Origin of the sequence: uncultured Parasphingopyxis sp. (genome assembly GCF_937129435.1) — a bacterium.
Classification (GTDB): domain Bacteria; phylum Pseudomonadota; class Alphaproteobacteria; order Sphingomonadales; family Sphingomonadaceae; genus Parasphingopyxis.
The window spans coordinates 11799-28658 of the sequence record NZ_CAKZNF010000074.1 but is presented as its reverse complement, the minus strand read 5'-3'; the positions used below and the strand labels follow the sequence as shown (position 1 = coordinate 28658).

Genomic DNA, 16860 nt, shown 5'->3' with positions numbered 1-16860 from the left:
GGGCGCATTCAGGGATTCGCGTGCCGGTTCCGATCTGAATTCCGGTCCACAAAGGGGTATATTAAATGTCTCGCACGCGTCTTCTGCTCTTGATGAGCGCCGCCATTCCTCTTGCTGCCTGCGGTGCCGACGATGTCGCATCGCCGGGTGAAGGCAATATCATCGTCGTCACGCCGCCGGCTCCTCCGGCCCCGACGCCGACTCCCACTCCGACTCCGACCCCGACCCCTACGCCCACTCCCACGCCGACGCCGACCGGCGCGCGTTTCGAGAACATCACCCCGGCAGCCGACTGCCCGATGGGCACGACCAACGCCGGCACGATCGACGGCGATGACGACGGTTCGGTCGATTTCCGCATCTGCCAGATCGCCGGCGTCATTACCGGCACGGTCAACATCGAGCGCCTCGATGGCGTCGTCTACTCGCTCGGCGGCCGCGTCGAAGTCGGTGTCGATGTCGGCGGAGACGGCATGGCGGCCGGCGGTACGCAGGGCGTTCTCAACGTCGATCCCGGCGTGACCTTCATCGGCGCCGGTACGGCGGACTTCCTGCTCGTCCAGCGCGGTTCGCAGCTCAACGCCATCGGTACGGCGTCGCAGCCGATCGTCTTCACGGCGCGCGCCAACTTCAACAATGAAACCGATGGTTCAGGCACCGTCAACGCCGACTCGATCGGCCTGTTCGGCGGTCTCGTCATTCTCGGCCGCGGCCCGATCAACGACTGCGACGCTTCGGGTGCCACGGGTGGTGCTGCGGATTGCCAGACGGCGATCGAAGGTACGACCGGCGCATTCTACGGCGGCGACCAGCCGAACGACGACAGCGGCACCATGCGTTACGTCCAGGTCCGCTATCCCGGCTTCGAGGTTTCGACCGGTAACGAACTCAACGGCATCTCGATGGGCGGCGTCGGTTCGGGCACCGAGTTCAGCTACATCCAGGTCCACAACAGCTCGGACGACGGCATTGAATGGTTCGGCGGCACGGTGGACGGCGATCACCTCGTCATCACGGGTGCCGACGATGACAGCCTCGACGTCGACTCCGGCTATACCGGCGTCAACCAGTTCATCATCGTCCGCCAGCGCGCGGCCGGTGGCGACCATTACATCGAATCGGACTCCAAGTTCGACGATCTGCCCCGCTCCAACCCGACCTTTGCCAACTTTACCTTCTACGGTGGCGGTGGCACCGGCGATCGCGGCGTGCTGCAGCGCGAGGGTATTCGCGGCAATCTTTGGAACGGCGTCATCGTCGGCAAGAACCAGTGCCTCGATCTCGATGACGACGAGACGGTTGCGGCCGGGCCCGACTATCAGTCGGTTGTCCTCGACTGCACGACCGCCTTCACGGACGATGGCAACATCACGGTCGCGCAGATCCAGACGCTGTTCAACATGGGCGCTAACAACAATGCGAACTTCAACAATTCGCTGACCGACGGCTTCGTGAACGGGCCGGCCGAGACCGCCGTGACCGCGTTCACCGACCCCTCGATCCAGACCGTGACCTATATCGGCGCGGTCGCACAGGGCGCGACGCCGTGGACGGAGGGCTGGACCTGCGGCCTGTTCGGTTCGGACGATCAGGATACCGGCGACTCGCTGCTCTCCTGCCTCGTCACGCCGTTCTACGGTTAAGACCATGCTCCCGGCCGGGCGGCGGTATGTGGGTCCGCCGCCCGGCATTTCTTTTGATTTTCGATCGAGAGACATTTCATGACCAAATATATGTCGCTTGCGAGCCTGTTGCTGGTTTCAAGCGCTCTCGTGGCGCCGGCGGCCTACGCTCAGGACACCGGTGATTCCGATCCCTCCGCCGAGACGCTTCAGGAGGAGGACGCGGCCGAAGACACGCAGGACGAGGTCGACATCTCGACACCGGGCGGCAGCAATGCGCCGATCGTCGTGATCGGCCGCTACACGCCGGAGCCGGTTCGTGCCTCCCCCGAGGTGCTTTCGGTCCTTTCGAGCGAGGATATTGCTCGAACGGGCGAGGGCGATGTCGCCGGCGCGCTGTCCCGCGTCTCGGGTCTCAGCCTGGTCGATGGGCGCTTCGTCTATGTCCGCGGGCTCGGCGATCGCTATTCGCTGGCATTGCTAAACGGTTCGCCGCTACCGTCGCCCGAACCGCTCAAGCGCACGGTACCTCTCGATCTCTTTCCCACCTCGATCCTTGCCAGCTCGCTCGTCCAGAAGACATATTCGGTAAACTATACCGGCGAATTCGGCGGCGGCGTCATCAACCTGACAACGCGCGCGGTTCCCGACGAGCCCTTCCTGTCGATCGGCGGCAGCTTTGGCGGCAATTCCGAGACGACGCTACAGACCGGCTACACCTATTACGGGTCCGACAGCGACTGGACCGGCTTCGACGACGGTACGCGCGACATCCCGAACGTCGTGCAGGCGGCGCTCGACAGCGGCGTTCGCATCCGCTTCGACCAGCCCGAATACAGCGATCCGACCGATCCCGGTTATATCGCCGATATCGGAACGATTTCGCAAAGCTTCCAGAACGCCAATATCAACCTTGTCCAGCGCAACCGCGATATCCCGTTCGACGGGTCGGTAAGCCTTACGGGCGGCACCTATGTCGATCTCGGCACGGATTTCCGCCTCGGCTTCGTCGCGACGGCGGGATACAGTTCCGATTGGGACACGCGCGGCGGCACGCGCCAATTCGGCGAACTGACCAATGGCGACCAGACGATCACGCCCAACGTTTTCGACTATCGCTTTCTGTCGACGCAGCAACGGATCGTCGTCAACGGCCTGATCGGCGTCGGCGCCGAGTTCGGCGAGCACCAGATTCGCTGGACCAACCTCTATATTCGCGACACCGCGAAGGAAGCGCGGATCAGCCAGTCGGTTTCTCCGGTGCGCGCCACGGGTACGATCCAGAACAATCAGAACACCGAATGGTTCGAGCGCCAGCTGATGAGCACGCAGCTCGTCGGCGAGTTCGAGTTCGGCGATTTCAATGTCGACATTCGCGGCAACTATGCGAACGCCCAGCGTGAAGCGCCCTATGAACGCGAGATTCAATATGCGTTCGACCCGGTCGCCAACGACTTCATCCACGATACGCGGACCAACGGCCAGGGCGACTCGCTGAGCTTCAGCGACCTGAACGACGATGTCTATGGCGCACAGATCGATCTCAGCTACACGTTGCCGACATCGCGGCGTATCGTGCTGAGCACCGGCTACTACTACTTCCTCAACCAGCGCGATTTCGAGCGCCGGGCGTTCCGTTTCCGCACCCAGCGCCAGGGCGGCTTGCCCTTCCCGGTGCAGCAGCTTCGGCCGGACTATCTGTTCTCCGACGCGATCGTCGGTTTCTACGACATCTTCGTCGAGGAAACGACCGATGCACAGGGTGGTGACGCCTATACGGCCGAACTAGAAGTCAATGCCGGCTACGGCCAGGTCGAGGTCGAGCTGTTCGACGGTTTCAATATCGCGGCCGGTGTCCGCTACGAGGATGCGACGCAGAGCGTGACGCCGATCCCGTTCTTCGGCAACATACTCAACCCGATCTTCTTCGCGCCGCCGCTTGCGAACGACTATTGGCTCCCGGCGGGCACGCTGACGTGGAACTTCGCCGAAGATATGCAGTTGCGCATCGGTGCGTCGCGTACCATCGGCCGGCCGCAGTTCCGCGAGCTCGCTCCGCCGCCCTATACCGATCCCGATAATGACCGGACCTTCTTCGGCAACCCGAACCTCGTCGATTCCGAACTGACCAATGTCGAGGCGCGTTTCGAATGGTATTACGACCGCGACCAGTATGTGAACTTCGCGGTCTTCTACAAGGATATCGAGCGGCCGATCGAACAGCTGGCGACCAGCGGCGACAATGACGTCAATGTGACGTTCCTCAACGCCCCGGCCGCGACGCTCTACGGCATCGAGGCCGATGTCGTGAAGATTTTCCCGCTTTACGATTGGGGCGGGTTCTTCTCCTCGCGGCGGCTGCGCACGCAGTTCAACTATACCTATACCGACTCCGAAGTGCGGGTGGGGCAGGGCGATACCGTCATCGTACCGTTCCTGGGCGAAGCGCCGGCTTCGGACTATTTCCAGGACGGCGTTGCCCTCACCGGGCAATCGGACCACGTCTTCAACGTCCAGATCAGCCTGGAAGACGAGGACCGGCTGTCGCAGCAGACGATCCTGCTCAGCTATTTCTCGGACCGGATCACCAACCGTTCGCCGATCGGCGACGCGCCGGATATCACCGAGGATGGCCGCTGGCAGCTCGATTTCATCGCGCGGCAGGGCGTCTATCTTTTCGGCCAGGAGTTCGAGGCGAACCTCGAAATCCGCAATATCCTGAACGAGGATTTCAACGAGGCCTATCGCGCGCCCGACGGATCGTCGATCCAGGCGCTCGGCTATCAGCGTGGACGCAGCTTTTCCTTCGGCCTCAGCACGACTTTCTGACGCACTGTGCGATCCCGCACCTGGGCCCGCTTCGCCATTTGGCGCGGCGGGCCTTCTTTTTGATGCGGCGCATCTGGAATCGACTGTGTTGCCTACCTATATCAGCTAGGCAGTTGGCGGGACCGGACGGCTGCGCTATCATCATGCCGGGACGCGGGAAGGAGATTCATCCATGGGCCTACGCGATTTCATCTCGAAGCAATTTATCGACGTCATCGAATGGGAGGAAGAGTCCGGCGAACTCGCCGAGAAGCTCGAATTCGCCGATAACGAGATTCAGAACGGCGCCCAGCTGACGGTCCGCGAAACTCAGGCGGCCGTGGTCGTCGACGAAGGAGTGCTCGCTGACATGTACGGCCCCGGGCTGCACACGCTCGACACGTCGAACATGCCCGTCCTGACCAACCTCCGGAATTGGGACAAGGCGTTCAAATCGCCGTTCAAGACCGACGTCTATTTCTTCTCGCAGAAGGAGCAGATCAATCTGAAATGGGGCACGGCGCAGCCGGTCACCATCCGCGATGCCGAACTCGGCCCGATCCGGCTCCGCGCCTTTGGCAGCTATTCCTTCCGGGTGAAGGACATCGCGCCCTTCTATGCGACGTTGGTCGGCACCCAGGGCAAGGTCATGGTCTCCGATATCGAGCCGCAGCTGCGCGCCGCGATCATGACGGCGCTCGCGACCGGTCTGGGGTCAGGCGGCGTACCGTTCCTCGATCTCGCAGCCAACCAGCAGAAGCTGTCCGATGCGCTGAAGGACGCTGTCGGGCCGGCGTTCGAGCAATATGGTCTCGAAGTGCCGACCTTCTTCGTCGAAAGCGTCTCGCTCCCGGAAGCGGTGCAGGAGCATCTCGACAAGCGGAGCTCGATGCGTGTGCTTGGCGATCTGGACCAATATGCCAAGTTCCAGGCGGCCGAAGCGATCGAAAAGGCGGCGGAGCAGGAGGGCGGAATGGCCGGTCTCGGCGCCGGCGCCGGTGCGGGCATGGCGATCGGGCAGACGATGGCGGGCGCGCTCGCCCAGCAACCCGCTGCCGCCCCGGCGGCTCCCGCTGCGCCTGCGGCCCCGGCGGCGCCCGAGGTCGACCCGTTCGAGCAGATCGAAAAGCTCCACAAACTCCATGAGATGGGAGCATTGTCTGCCGAGGAATATGAGGCCAAGAAGGCCGAGCTGCTGAGCAAGGTCTAGGTCGCGCTCGGCCAAGGGGGAGAGCGCGTGGCGAAATCCGAGAACTGCCCGAATTGCGGTGCGGAAGTCGTCTTCCGCTCGTCCGGCCTGCCCGCCGTGATCTGCGACTATTGCCACAGCACGGTCAAACGGATCGGCGAGGCGCTGGAAAAGATCGGCGAAGTTGCCGCGCTCCCCTTCGACGTCAGCCCGATCCAGCGCGGCACGACCGGCAAATATGACGGCCGCAATTTCGAGGTGATCGGCCGCATCCGGCTCGGCTATGAACAGGGTTCGTGGAACGACTGGCTCTGCCTGTTTTCAGACATGACGCATGGCTGGCTCAGCGAGAGCGACGGCCAGTTCCAGATGGTGATCGAACAGCCGCTCGAAAGCTCGCACTCCGATCTCGTCCAGCGGATTGCGGCGGGCGGGGATGCGGTTCCCGGCGACCGGACGGAAATCGACGGCCAACCCTATTTCGTGGCCGATGCGCGCTGGGCGCGGTGCATATCGGCGGAAGGCGAATTGCCCTTCGCCGCGACGACGGGCTGGAGCGTCTACAATGTCGACTTCCGCAATCCGGCGGGCCTGTCGGCCAACGTTGAGCGTGAGGAGGGCGAGCCGCCGGGTTTCTATATGGGCCGCTATGTGTCGCTGGCCGAATTGGAACCTCGCTATCTGCGCGAGATCCAGGGATGGGCAAGGCCCGAATATGCCGCCTGAACCGCCCGACAGCGATCGCCCCAATCCCTGGGGCGCAGGCGAAAGCGGGGCCGCCGGCCCGACATCTCCACGCACGGTGGTGACGGCTGAGGGCGACAAGGCCGCCGCGGCCGAGCAATTCAACTGTCCCAATTGCGGCGGCTCGATCGAGATCAAGGCGGCGGGCTACACCGTGACGGTCGCTTGCCAATATTGCGGCTCGACGCTCGACGTCACCGATCCCGATGTCCGCATTATCCAGCGCTACGAAGAGGAGGTCCGCAAGCTCGATCTGCCGCTCGGCTCGCGCGGAAAGTTGCGCGGGATCGAATGGGAGGTGATCGGCTATATGCGCCGGTCCGAAAACGGCACCTATCCCTGGGACGAATATCTGCTGTTCAATCCCTATTACGGCTACCGCTTCCTCGATACCGACGGTCGCGGCTGGACTTTGGGGCGCCAGCTGACCGAGATGCCGGCGAAGAACGGCCTGCTCGGCTTCACGGTCGATGGCGAGTTCTACGAGCCCTTCTACGCCCAGACCCGCAACCAGGTCGATTTCGTGCTCGGCGAATTCTACTGGCAGGTGCAGGTCGGCGAAGAGGCGCTCACGGCCGACTATGTCCGCCCCGGCAAGATGCTGAGCTGGGAATCGTCGAAGCACGAGACCGAATGGACGCTTGGCGAGCTGCTCGAGCCGAACGAGGTGCCCGATGCCTTCGGGGTCGAGCCGCTGACCGGCGGTGGGCTGCCGCTCCCCCACCAGCCTTCGCCCTATAAGAAGCAATCGGGCCAGATGATGAAGATCGCGGGGCTGGCAGCCGCGGCGATCATCCTGTTCGCGATCATGTTCGGCGGCACGAGCGATCCCGAAACCACCCGGGTCAACCTTGCCACCAACGGCGTCGAGCAGAGCGCGAAGATCGGGCCGATCGAACTCACCCGGCCGCGCCAGGCCGTGACCGTTTCGGCACGCGCACCCGGCATCGACAATGCCTGGATCGATCTCGCCTATACGCTCACCGATCGCGATACCGGCGATGTCTACGAAGCCAGCAATGTCGTTGAACATTATTCGGGATATGACGCCGAGGGGAACTGGACCGAAGGCAGCCGTTCCTCGTCGAGCAAGTTTTCGATGGTTCCGGCCGGGACCTACGACCTGACGGTCGACGCTGCCGGCAGCCAATGGCTCGAAGGGCAATATGCCGCCACCCGCAATGCCGTCGTCGAAGTGTCGATCGCCAGGGGCGCAACATTCTATTCGAACATCATCCTGGCGCTGATCGTCGTTTTCGTGCCGGCGATCTGGGTCTGGATCCGGCATCTGAGTTTTGAGTCCCGGCGGAAATCGGACAGCGATTTTGCGGGAGACGACGATGACGACGACTAAGGGGAGAGGATAATCCGATGAGCCGAGGAATCATGATTTTCGCCGCCTGGTGCCTGCTCGTCACCTCGGGCTTCGCCTATGCGTCCTTCGCCGGATATTCGCCCTTCGCCGACGGGCAGCGCGCTTCCGGGGCACGGGGACCCGGCGGCGTTTTCATCGGTCGCGGCGGGCCGCGCCACAAATAACGGAATCAAGGGAGACTATTTATGGAACTGTTCAGCTGGTATCTCGTCGGCGCGACATTGCTCTACGCGGGCATCGGCATCGTCGTGATGATCGTTGCCTTCATCCTGCTCGACCTGCTGACGCCGGGCAGCTTGTGGGAAGAGATCGAGACGAAACAAAACAGCGCCGTGGCGATCTTCGCCGGTTGCGTTGCCATCGGGCTGGCGGTGATCGTGGCCGCGGCCATCGTTGGCTGATCTGCCGATCATTCTTAGACCGTCACCCGTTCGACCGCCCGGACGCCGGGTGTTGCTGCACCGGATCGAGACATGGCAACGATAACGACCGATAGCCCGGCCGCGAACAATCGCACCATGGCGATGGCGCTGATCGCGTCGGTCTTCGTCGTGGCGACGTGCGGGCTGATCTACGAACTGCTTGCCTCGACCATCGCCAGCTACCTGCTCGGCGACAGCGTCATGCAATTTTCGACGATCATCGGCGTCTTCCTGTTTTCGATGGGACTGGGAAGCTGGGTTTCGCGCTATGTCCGCAAGGATGAGATGCGGCTGTTCATCCGCGCCGAGATCCTGATCGCGCTGATCGGCGGCTGGGCGGCGGCCTTGCTGTTCCTGCTGTTTCCCGTCGTCGATTATTTCCGGATCCTGCTTTACTCGCTGGTCGTCGGCATCGGTTTCCTTTCCGGCCTCGAAATTCCGCTGCTGATGCGCATCCTGCGCCGCGATTTCGATTTCCGCGAGACGGTCTCCACCGTGCTGACTTTCGACTATGTCGGCGCGCTCGCGGCATCGCTGCTCTTCCCGCTGATTCTGATGCCCTATATCGGCATGATGCGAACGGGTTTCTTGTTCGGCTTCGCCAACGCCGCCGTCGCGATCGCGCTCGTCTGGATCCAGCCGGCGCGGCGCAAATACGCGCCGGAGCTGCTCGCGGGGATTCTCGTGGCGCTGTCGCTGATCGCGGGTTTTGCCGGCTCCGAACGGTTCCAGCGCTTCGCCGAGACGGCGAGCCTGGAAGAACCGATCGTCCATGCCGTCTCCTCCCCCTATCAGCGGATCGTGGTCACGCGCCGGGGAGAGAACATCTCGCTCTTCCTCAACGGGAATCTCCAATTTTCGTCGCTCGACGAGTATCGCTATCACGAGGCGCTGGTGATGCCGGTGCTCGGGCGGGTGGAAGAGCCGCGCAATGTCCTGATCCTCGGCGGTGGTGACGGATTGGCCGCACGCGAGGTGCTGCGCGATCCGCGCGTCGAACGCGTGACGCTCGTCGATCTCGATCCCGCGATCACCGAGCTGTTTCGCAATTCGCCGATGCTGTCGCGGCTCAACGAGGAATCGCTGACCGACCCGCGCATGACGGTGATCAACGCCGACGGCTTTCGCTGGGTTCGCGAGGATGAAGGGAGTTACGATGCCGTGATCGTCGATTTTCCCGATCCGACCGATTTCTCGCTCGGCAAACTTTATTCGACCAGCTTCTATAGCGCATTGCGCCCGCGTCTCGCGCCGGGGGCTGTGATGTCCGTGCAGAGCGGCTCCCCCTTCGTCGCGCCGCAAGCCTATTGGACGATCGCCGCGACGCTGGAGGAATCGGGTTTCGCAACGCGGCCCTATCATGCTTATGTGCCGAGCTTTGGCGATTGGGGCTTTATCCTCGCCGCCAATGGCGCGGTGCCGGAACAATCGAATATCCGGCCGGGCGGCCGCTTCGTGACGCAGGAGAGCGAGCCTGCGCTGTTCGATTTTCCGCCCGACATGGCCCGGCGGCCGGCCGAACCCAACCGGCTCGACAATCAGCGGCTCGTGCGCACCTTTGCCGATGAATGGCGGCGCTACGATGGCTGAACACCATAGCGCCGAACCCTATGAGGGAATGCACCTGCTTGCCGACTTGCACAGCTGTGCGGGGCCGCTCGACGATGCCGATGAGATCGCGACGGCGCTGCGCGAGGCGGCCGAGGCGGCCGGGGCGACGGTGCTCGAGGTCAACGTCCATCCGTTCGGCGAAGGGCAGGGCGTGACCGGCGTCGCCCTCCTCGCCGAATCGCACATCTCGATCCACAGCTGGCCCGAACATCGCTACGCCGCGCTCGATTTCTTCCTGTGCGGGAAGAAGCACGACCTCGATGCCGCGCTCGCCGTGTTCATCGACGTGCTCGAGCCTGAACGGGTCCGCGCCAACGCCATTGAGCGGGGCTATGGCGCCGAAAATGGAGATTGTTCGGCGTTGATTGTCGATTTGGCGCCAGCCAAATTCTGACGGAAAACTCCTACCCGATCCGCCGCAACGCGCAGAGCTTGTTGCCGTCGGGATCGCGCAGATAGGCGAGATACAGATCGCCCATGCCGCTTTCGCGCACACCGGGCGGATCCTCGATCGCCGTGCCGCCAGCTTCGACACCGGCCTTGTGCCAGGCATCGGCCTGCTCGTTGCTGTCCATCGCAAAACCGATCGTGCCGCCATTGGCGTGCGTCGCCGGCTGACCGTCGATCGGCGGCGTGACGAGGAAGATGCCGCCATTGTGCATGTAGATCAGCCGGCCCTTGTCGTCCTGCATCCCGGGGTTGCCTCCCAAGGCGCCGAAGGTCGCGTCGTAAAATTGCTTCGAGCGTTCGATATCGTTGCTGCCGACCATCACGTGCGAATACATGGCGTTATCTCCTTCTTTATACTGGTTTTATGCTTGTTCGATTTCGTCGGGCTCGGGCCCCGGCGTCTTCGCGGTCTTGCCGAGCACCTGTTCGATATAGAGGCGTTGCACGAGGACGAAGCCGACCACCGTCAGCGGCGCCGACAGGATCACACCCATGATCCCGAAAACCATGCCCGCGCCGAGAACGGCAAAGAGCAGCACGGCGGGCGACAGGTCGACCGAGCGTTTCTGGATCAGCGGCTGCAGGATATTGCCCTGGATCTGCTGGATGATCAGGAACAGGACGACGACCCAGAGCGCGGTCTGCGGGCTTTCGCTGAACGCGACGAGCACCGCCGGGATACCGGCGACGACCGGTCCGATGAACGGGATGAAATCGAGCGCGCCGGCGATCAGGCCGAGCGCCGTTGCGGACGGGACGCCGATGACCCAGAGCCCGATCGTCGTCAGAATGGCGACGGTGAGCGAAGAGAGCAGCTGCGCCTGCAACCAGAGGCCGAGCGCCTTGGCGCTGTCGGCGATGGCGATGCGGGCCACCGCTTCCCGGCCGCGCGGGACGAGGCGCAGGATCGATTCGATATAGAGCGAGGGCTGGGCGGCGAAGAAGACCGCGCCTGCCAGTACGAGGACGATATTGGTGATGACGCCCCCGGCCGACATCGCGAACGCGCCGGCGCGCGCCGACATGCCTGAGATCTGTTCACTGAGATCGCGGCTGGCCTGTTCGACATCATAGTCGATCCCCCAGCTGTCGAACTGGCGCTGCGTGGCGTCGATCGCTTCGGGGATGCGTTCCGCGAGCGCCACGAACTGGCCGCTGATCAGGCCTCCGAATATCCAGACAAGCCCGGCGATGATCGCGAACAACGACAGCACGGCAAGCGTCACCGCGATCCCGTCATGAATCCCGAACCGCAGAAACAGTCTCGCCATGGCCCGAACGATCACTGCCACGACGATCGAGGCGAAGATCATCATCCATAGCTGGCCGAGCATGTAGATCGCCGCGCCCAGCGCGACAAAGGCCAGAACGATCAGGCATTTGCGCGCAAAGCCAGCAGGCGTGTCATCCGTCATGCACGAACCCCCTCGTCATCGCAGCTGTCTATCCGAAGCAGCCTGACTGCGCCAGCATTCTCAATCGTGCGGAGCGATCACAACGCGGCCGACGACGCGGCGATTTCGCATTTCCTCGAACGCGTCGCGCCAGCGATCGAGCGACAGGCTGGCATGGACGTGCGGGGTCAGCCGGCCCGCCTCGGCCAGCGCCCAGATCGCGGCGAAATTCTCCTGTCCGCGCTCGGGAAAGCGCCGGCCATATTCGCCGGCGCGCACCCCGACGACCGAAAAGCCCTTGATCAGCGGGATGTTGGTGGGGACGGTTGCGATCCGGCCCGAGGTGAAACCGACAACAAGCAAACGCCCGTCGAATGCGATGCAGCGCGTGCTCTCGTCGAATATATCGCCGCCGACCGGATCGTAGATGATGTCCGCGCCGCCGCCGGTAATCTGCTTGACCCGTTCGCGAAATCCCTCGGAAATGTTCAGGCATGCATCGGGCGCATAATTCCTTTCGATGGCCGCGAGCTTTTCGTCCGACCCCGAAGCGGCGATGACGCGGCCGCCCAGCGCCTTGGCGAGATCGACCGCGGCCAGCCCGACGCCGCCCGCCGCGCCATGTACGAGGACCCACTCGCCCGGCTGGAGATGCGCGCGTCTGACCAGCGAGACATAGGCCGTCAGATAAGCGGCGCTGAACGCGGCGGCCTGACCGAAATCGAACGGGGCCGGTTTCCGGCGCAATGCACTTACGGGAAAGACACCATATTCGGCGAAGCCGCCGGTGCCGCACATGACGACCACTTCGTCGCCCGGCGCGATATCCGTCACATCGCCACCCGTGGAGACGACGATCCCCGCGCATTCGCTGCCCGGCACGAAGGGCAGATCGGGTTTGTGCTGATATTTGCCCTCGGTCATCAGCAGGTCGGGAAAGCCCAGAGCGGCCGCACGGATTTCGACCAGAGCCTCACCATCGCCCGGCTTCGGCATGTCACGTTCCGTGAGCGCGCATCCCGAAAATCCCGGTGCCAGATCACGGACCTCGAGAACCCTCATGGTCTTCGGCGTCGTCGTTGTCATACCGGCGGCTCCTGCAATGCGCCTGATGGAAATAGATGGCGCCGATCCTAGGCGCTCACTCTGAGCCTGTCGAAGGGTCTTCGGCAATTGTCGAGACGCGCAATCAACCGCGTTTCAGGCGTTCGGCATGCCAGGCGATATGATCGAGCATGAATGTCGAGATGAAATAATAGCTGTGGTCATACCCTTCGCGCCGGTTGAGCGTGAGCGCGATCCCGGCGTCAGCACAGGCCTTTTCGAGCAGCTCGGGCTTGAGTTGCTCGTCGAGGAACTGGTCGGCGGTTCCCTGGTCGACGAGCAGTTCGTCGACCGTGTTGCCATCGGCGATCAGCGCACAGGCGTCATAGGCGCGCCACGCCGCGCGATCTTCGCCGAGATAGCCGGTCAGTGCCTTTTCGCCCCATGGGCATTCGAGCGGCGCGACGATCGGGGCGAAGGCGGAAACGGCTTTGAACCGGTCCGGATTGCGCAGGCCGATGGTCAGCGCGCCATGGCCGCCCATCGAATGGCCCATAATCCCCTCTCGCTGCAGATCGGCCATCGGGAATTCCTTGGCGATCAGCGTCGGCAGCTCGTCCTCGATATAGCTGCGCAGGCGATAATGTTCGCACCACGGCTCCTCGGTCGCATCGACGTAAAAGCCGGCGCCCTTGCCGAAATCATAGGCCTCGTCGTCGGGCACCTCCTCGCCGCGCGGGCTGGTGTCCGGCGCGATGAAGATCAGGCCATGTTCGGCGCAGGCGCCGCGAAACTCGCCCTTCTCGGTCACGTTGGCGTGATTGCAGGTGAGGCCGGAGAGATACCAGACGACCGGCAGCCGCGCGCCTTCATCATGATGAGGGACGAAGACCGAGAAGGTCATCGCCGTCCCTGTCGCCTCGCTGTCATGGCTGTAGACGCCCTGCACGCCGCCATGCGCCCTGTTTTCCGACTCCGTTCGTATCGTGTTCGTCATGAAACCTCCTTGCGCGATCCTAACAATATCGGCCGGTGATAATCCACATCGCAGAAGGCGGAATCGGCGATCATAATGGCGTTTCCGGAACCATGACAGATGATGCCTTCGATGCTTGGCCTCGACAATAGCGCTTGCCGAATACCGCTTTTTTGACAATGGCTTCCGCATTCGCGAAGGGTTGTCATCTGCGAGGGTTGGGGGGAATTTGCCTATGGCTCTCGATATGCAAGGAAACGTTTGGGGGGACGATGTGATCGAGTCTCAGACGCAAAATGGAACGCTGGTAGCGCTGTGGCGCCGCGGTGACGAAGAGGCGCGCAACACGCTGATAGAGCAGCTGCACGGCTGGCTGGAGCGGACAGCCTCGGAGATTCTGCGCGGCGAGGGCCATGTAACCCTGACGATCGGCGATCTCGTCAACGAGGCGGTGGTGCGCCTGATCGGCATCGATGGCCTGGAGTTGCAGGACCGGGCCCATGTGAAGGCGCTGTCGGCGCGGCTGATGCGCCGTATCCTGATCGACCACGCGCGGGCCAAGCAGGCGAACAAGCGCGCGCACCGGCGCGTCACGCTGGTGACCAACATCGCCGAACGTCCGCGTGAGGATTTGCTGCAATTGAGCCACGCGCTGCAGCGGCTGTCGGCGATCGACACGGAAAAGGCCTATATCGTCGAGATGCGCTATTTCGGCGGGATGACGGTGGCCGATGTTTCGATCGTCACCGGCCTGTCCGAACCGACCGTCAAGCGGCGCTGGAACGCGGCGCGGGCCTGGCTCGTCGACGCGATCGACGCGGCGGCGTAACCATGGATGCCGGCGTCGAAGAGCGCGCGCTGGCTCTTCTCGAAGAAGCGCTTCGGTTCGACCCGGAGGAACGCGAACCCTTTGTCCGGCGCGAAACGGATGGCGATGACGCGCTGCGGCAACGCACGCTCAGGCTACTTGGCGCGGTGGACGAGCAGGGCGACTGGCTGCCGACTGGCGGCGTCGCCCATGTCGTCACCGACGCGCCCGCGCCCGAGCAAGTCGGCGCCTATCGTATCGTCGAGGCGCTGGGCGAAGGCGGTATGGGCGCGGTTTATCGCGCGGTACGCGACAGCGGCGATTTCGATCATGAAGTCGCGATCAAGATCGTCCGGCCCGGCATACTTGGCGGCGCGCTGAAGGACCGGTTCGAGCGCGAGCGGCAATTGCTCGCGAACCTCTCGCACCCCCATATCGCGCGGCTCTACGACGGCGGCACGATGGAGGGCGGCAGTCCCTATATCGTCATGGAGCTGATCGATGGCATGCCGATCGATCGCTGGGCCGCCGAGCAAGACCTCGATCGCGACGCACGGCTTGCGCTGTTCGAACAGGTTTGCGGCGCCGTCCGCTTCGCACACCAGAATCTCGTCATCCATCGCGATATTACGCCGGCCAACATTCTCGTGACGCCCGACGGGCAGCCCAAGCTCATCGATTTCGGCATCGCCAAGCCGACCGAACTGGAACAGGTCGATGCCGAGCCCGAACAGGAGGTCATCGCGCTGAGCATGACCCCCGGCTTTGCCGCGCCCGAGCGGAAATACGGAGCACCCGCGACGACGCTGACCGACATCTATTCGCTCGGCAAGGTGCTGGCGCTTCTCATGGAACCGGACGAGGGCGATAGCGACATCGCCGCCGTGATCGGCCGGGCGGCGGCGGAGGACCCCGAACAGCGCTACCGTTCCGCCGATGCGCTGATCGACGACGTTCAGCGATTGCGCGACGGCCGCCCGGTGGCTGCGCGCGAGGGCGGGCGCGGCTATCACATTGTCAAATTCCTGAAGCGGCGCAAATTGGCGGTCGCGGTCGCCGCAGCGATGCTCGTTCTCCTCGTTGGCGGGCTCATAGCGACATCGATCGGTTTCCAGCGCGCCCGGGTCGCGCAGGCGCAGGCCGAAGAGCGATTCGACCAGATACGCTCCCTGTCGAACAGATTGTTGTTCGACATATATGACGAGGTTGACGCGATCCCGGGGTCGACTTCGGCGAGGCGCATGCTGGCATCGACCGCGCAGGAATATCTCAATGCGCTTGCGTCGGATCCGGACGCACCGCCCAGCGTCCGGCTGGATGCCGGGCGCGGATTCATGCGGCTCGCCGATGTGATGGGCGGCGCCGGTGGGGGCAATCTCGGGCTGCGCGAAGCCGCCGAGCGAAACTATGAGCGTTCCGACACCATCCTCACGGCGCTTCACCAGGAGATACCGGACGATCGGGAGGTGGCGCTCGCGCTCGCGGATCTTCGATATGCACGGTCGATCTTTGTCGTTCAGACGAGCGACGACATGGAGCGGGGCCTGGAAATCGCCAACAGCATTGCGCCCATATTGGAGAGGGTTTGCGGAGAGGGCGACGACTGTATCCAGCGCCGTGCACAGGCACTTATCGCACAGGCGAACAGTCAATACTGGCTCGATAATCTCGATACTGCGTTCGACGCATTTAGCGGCGCGATCGCGGCGTTGGAATCGATGTCGCCTGACAGGCGGCGCACGCGCGACGTTACGCGGCTGCGCGCGCTTGCGCTGCGTCTTCGTGGAGACACGCGCTATTATCTGGATGAGTTATCGGCGGCCAACGAGGATTACGAACGCGCTATCTCGATCCTCCAGTCCGCGAGGCGCGCCGGTATGAACGATCCCAATATTCGGCGCGACCTCGCCTTGGTCCACTGGTCGCGTGGTGGGACGCTCGACGAACTCGATCGTGTCGACGACGCGGTCGCCGCACTCGATGAGGCTTATGCGATCGTGGAACGACTGGTCGAAGCCGATCCCGACGACGAGGGCACGCTCAGATTGCTCGCGGTGATCGGCGGCCAGCGCGGCCTTACCCTCTCGTCGGCCGGCCGATTTCCCGAGGCGATTGCATCGGCGGAAGCATCGCTCGCCATTCGGCAAAGACTGTCGCGTATGCAGCCGGACCAGCAGGGATACTTCCGTGACGTTGCGATCCAGCTGAACGGTCTGGGCGACATTCATGTTCGTGCCGGCAACCAGGCCGCTGCCTGTCGTTATTTTCGCCAGACGATCGAACGTTTCGACGCTCTGGACGCGCGAGGCGAAATGTCCGATTTCGATCGCGGCGACACCTATGCCCGGGCGAACGAAGCGTTGCGCTCCTGCTAGGGCCTCCAGCGACCGATCCCCGGCCGCCGCGCCGGTACCAAG

15 protein-coding genes are annotated in these 16860 nt (G+C 63.3%); 11 read left to right on the top strand and 4 right to left on the bottom strand.

Going from position 1 to position 16860, the window contains the following annotated elements:
- Nucleotides 1-65 precede the first annotated feature (65 nt).
- The 9 genes from Q0139_RS11825 (at nucleotide 66) to speD (ending at nucleotide 10165) form a co-directional block, all read left to right on the top strand.
- Nucleotides 66-1643, top strand: coding sequence for a hypothetical protein (locus Q0139_RS11825; protein WP_298022054.1), 1578 nt, complete (start codon nucleotides 66-68; stop codon nucleotides 1641-1643).
- Nucleotides 1644-1721: 78 nt separating this feature from the next.
- Nucleotides 1722-4451 (top strand): TonB-dependent receptor, encoded by a 2730-nt coding sequence (locus Q0139_RS11820; protein ID WP_298022051.1) that lies wholly within the window; start codon nucleotides 1722-1724, stop codon nucleotides 4449-4451.
- A 172-nt stretch (nucleotides 4452-4623) separates the two neighbouring features.
- Nucleotides 4624-5640, top strand: a complete 1017-nt coding sequence (locus Q0139_RS11815) for an SPFH domain-containing protein (RefSeq protein ID WP_298022048.1) — start codon at nucleotides 4624-4626, stop codon at nucleotides 5638-5640.
- A gap of 27 nt (nucleotides 5641-5667) precedes the next feature.
- Nucleotides 5668-6345 (top strand): DUF4178 domain-containing protein, encoded by a 678-nt coding sequence (locus tag Q0139_RS11810; protein WP_298022045.1) that lies wholly within the window; start codon nucleotides 5668-5670, stop codon nucleotides 6343-6345.
- Nucleotides 6335-7717 (top strand): DUF4178 domain-containing protein, encoded by a 1383-nt coding sequence (locus Q0139_RS11805; protein ID WP_298022043.1) that lies wholly within the window; start codon nucleotides 6335-6337, stop codon nucleotides 7715-7717. Before Q0139_RS11810 ends, Q0139_RS11805 begins: the two co-directional genes overlap by 11 nt.
- Before the next feature lie 17 nt (nucleotides 7718-7734).
- A complete protein-coding gene (locus tag Q0139_RS11800) occupies nucleotides 7735-7902 on the top strand; it encodes a hypothetical protein (protein ID WP_298022041.1) in 168 nt (55 codons plus the stop codon).
- Nucleotides 7903-7923: 21 nt separating this feature from the next.
- Nucleotides 7924-8139: a DUF350 domain-containing protein gene (locus tag Q0139_RS11795; RefSeq protein ID WP_298022038.1), complete on the top strand. Its 216-nt coding sequence runs from the start codon at nucleotides 7924-7926 to the stop codon at nucleotides 8137-8139.
- 72 nt (nucleotides 8140-8211) lie between these two features.
- Complete coding sequence (locus Q0139_RS11790; protein WP_298022035.1) at nucleotides 8212-9750, top strand: polyamine aminopropyltransferase; 1539 nt, start codon at nucleotides 8212-8214, stop codon at nucleotides 9748-9750.
- Complete coding sequence (gene speD, locus Q0139_RS11785) at nucleotides 9743-10165, top strand: adenosylmethionine decarboxylase (protein WP_298022032.1); 423 nt, start codon at nucleotides 9743-9745, stop codon at nucleotides 10163-10165. The genes Q0139_RS11790 and speD overlap by 8 nt, the downstream gene beginning before the upstream one ends.
- Before the next feature lie 10 nt (nucleotides 10166-10175).
- Here the strand turns inward: speD and Q0139_RS11780 are convergent, their stop codons facing one another.
- From Q0139_RS11780 to fghA, 4 genes are all read right to left on the bottom strand, one after another.
- On the bottom strand, nucleotides 10176-10556 hold the full coding sequence (locus Q0139_RS11780) for a VOC family protein (protein WP_298022029.1): 381 nt from the start codon (nucleotides 10554-10556) through the stop codon (nucleotides 10176-10178).
- A 27-nt stretch (nucleotides 10557-10583) separates the two neighbouring features.
- Nucleotides 10584-11636 (bottom strand): AI-2E family transporter, encoded by a 1053-nt coding sequence (locus tag Q0139_RS11775; protein WP_298022026.1) that lies wholly within the window; start codon nucleotides 11634-11636, stop codon nucleotides 10584-10586.
- 60 nt (nucleotides 11637-11696) lie between these two features.
- Nucleotides 11697-12611: an NADPH:quinone oxidoreductase family protein gene (locus tag Q0139_RS11770; protein WP_298022023.1), complete on the bottom strand. Its 915-nt coding sequence runs from the start codon at nucleotides 12609-12611 to the stop codon at nucleotides 11697-11699.
- A gap of 193 nt (nucleotides 12612-12804) precedes the next feature.
- Nucleotides 12805-13656 carry an S-formylglutathione hydrolase gene (gene fghA / locus Q0139_RS11765; RefSeq protein WP_298022021.1) on the bottom strand — a complete coding sequence of 284 codons (852 nt, stop codon included), beginning with the start codon at nucleotides 13654-13656 and terminating at the stop codon, nucleotides 12805-12807.
- 253 nt (nucleotides 13657-13909) lie between these two features.
- Here fghA and Q0139_RS11760 point away from each other — a divergent pair, with 253 nt between their 5' ends.
- Nucleotides 13910-14464: an ECF-type sigma factor gene (locus Q0139_RS11760; protein ID WP_298022018.1), complete on the top strand. Its 555-nt coding sequence runs from the start codon at nucleotides 13910-13912 to the stop codon at nucleotides 14462-14464.
- A 2-nt stretch (nucleotides 14465-14466) separates the two neighbouring features.
- Entirely contained in the window at nucleotides 14467-16818 is a 2352-nt protein-coding gene (locus Q0139_RS11755) for a serine/threonine-protein kinase (protein WP_298022015.1), read from the top strand.
- The last annotated feature ends 42 nt before the right edge of the window (nucleotides 16819-16860 follow it).

Bases quoted from the DNA above. Each gene is read 5' to 3' on its own strand.
- Q0139_RS11825 (WP_298022054.1), top strand. From the start codon at position 66: ATGTCTCGCACGCGTCTTCTGCTCTTGATGAGCGCCGCCATTCCTCTT.
- Q0139_RS11820 (WP_298022051.1), top strand. From the start codon at position 1,722: ATGACCAAATATATGTCGCTTGCGAGCCTGTTGCTGGTTTCAAGCGCT.
- Q0139_RS11815 (WP_298022048.1), top strand. From the start codon at position 4,624: ATGGGCCTACGCGATTTCATCTCGAAGCAATTTATCGACGTCATCGAA.
- Q0139_RS11805 (WP_298022043.1), top strand. From the start codon at position 6,335: ATGCCGCCTGAACCGCCCGACAGCGATCGCCCCAATCCCTGGGGCGCA.
- Q0139_RS11800 (WP_298022041.1), top strand. From the start codon at position 7,735: ATGAGCCGAGGAATCATGATTTTCGCCGCCTGGTGCCTGCTCGTCACC.
- Q0139_RS11795 (WP_298022038.1), top strand. From the start codon at position 7,924: ATGGAACTGTTCAGCTGGTATCTCGTCGGCGCGACATTGCTCTACGCG.
- Q0139_RS11790 (WP_298022035.1), top strand. From the start codon at position 8,212: ATGGCAACGATAACGACCGATAGCCCGGCCGCGAACAATCGCACCATG.
- speD (WP_298022032.1), top strand. From the start codon at position 9,743: ATGGCTGAACACCATAGCGCCGAACCCTATGAGGGAATGCACCTGCTT.
- Q0139_RS11780 (WP_298022029.1), bottom strand. From the start codon at position 10,556: ATGTATTCGCACGTGATGGTCGGCAGCAACGATATCGAACGCTCGAAG.
- Q0139_RS11775 (WP_298022026.1), bottom strand. From the start codon at position 11,636: ATGACGGATGACACGCCTGCTGGCTTTGCGCGCAAATGCCTGATCGTT.
- Q0139_RS11770 (WP_298022023.1), bottom strand. From the start codon at position 12,611: ATGCCGAAGCCGGGCGATGGTGAGGCTCTGGTCGAAATCCGTGCGGCC.
- fghA (WP_298022021.1), bottom strand. From the start codon at position 13,656: ATGACGAACACGATACGAACGGAGTCGGAAAACAGGGCGCATGGCGGC.
- Q0139_RS11755 (WP_298022015.1), top strand. From the start codon at position 14,467: ATGGATGCCGGCGTCGAAGAGCGCGCGCTGGCTCTTCTCGAAGAAGCG.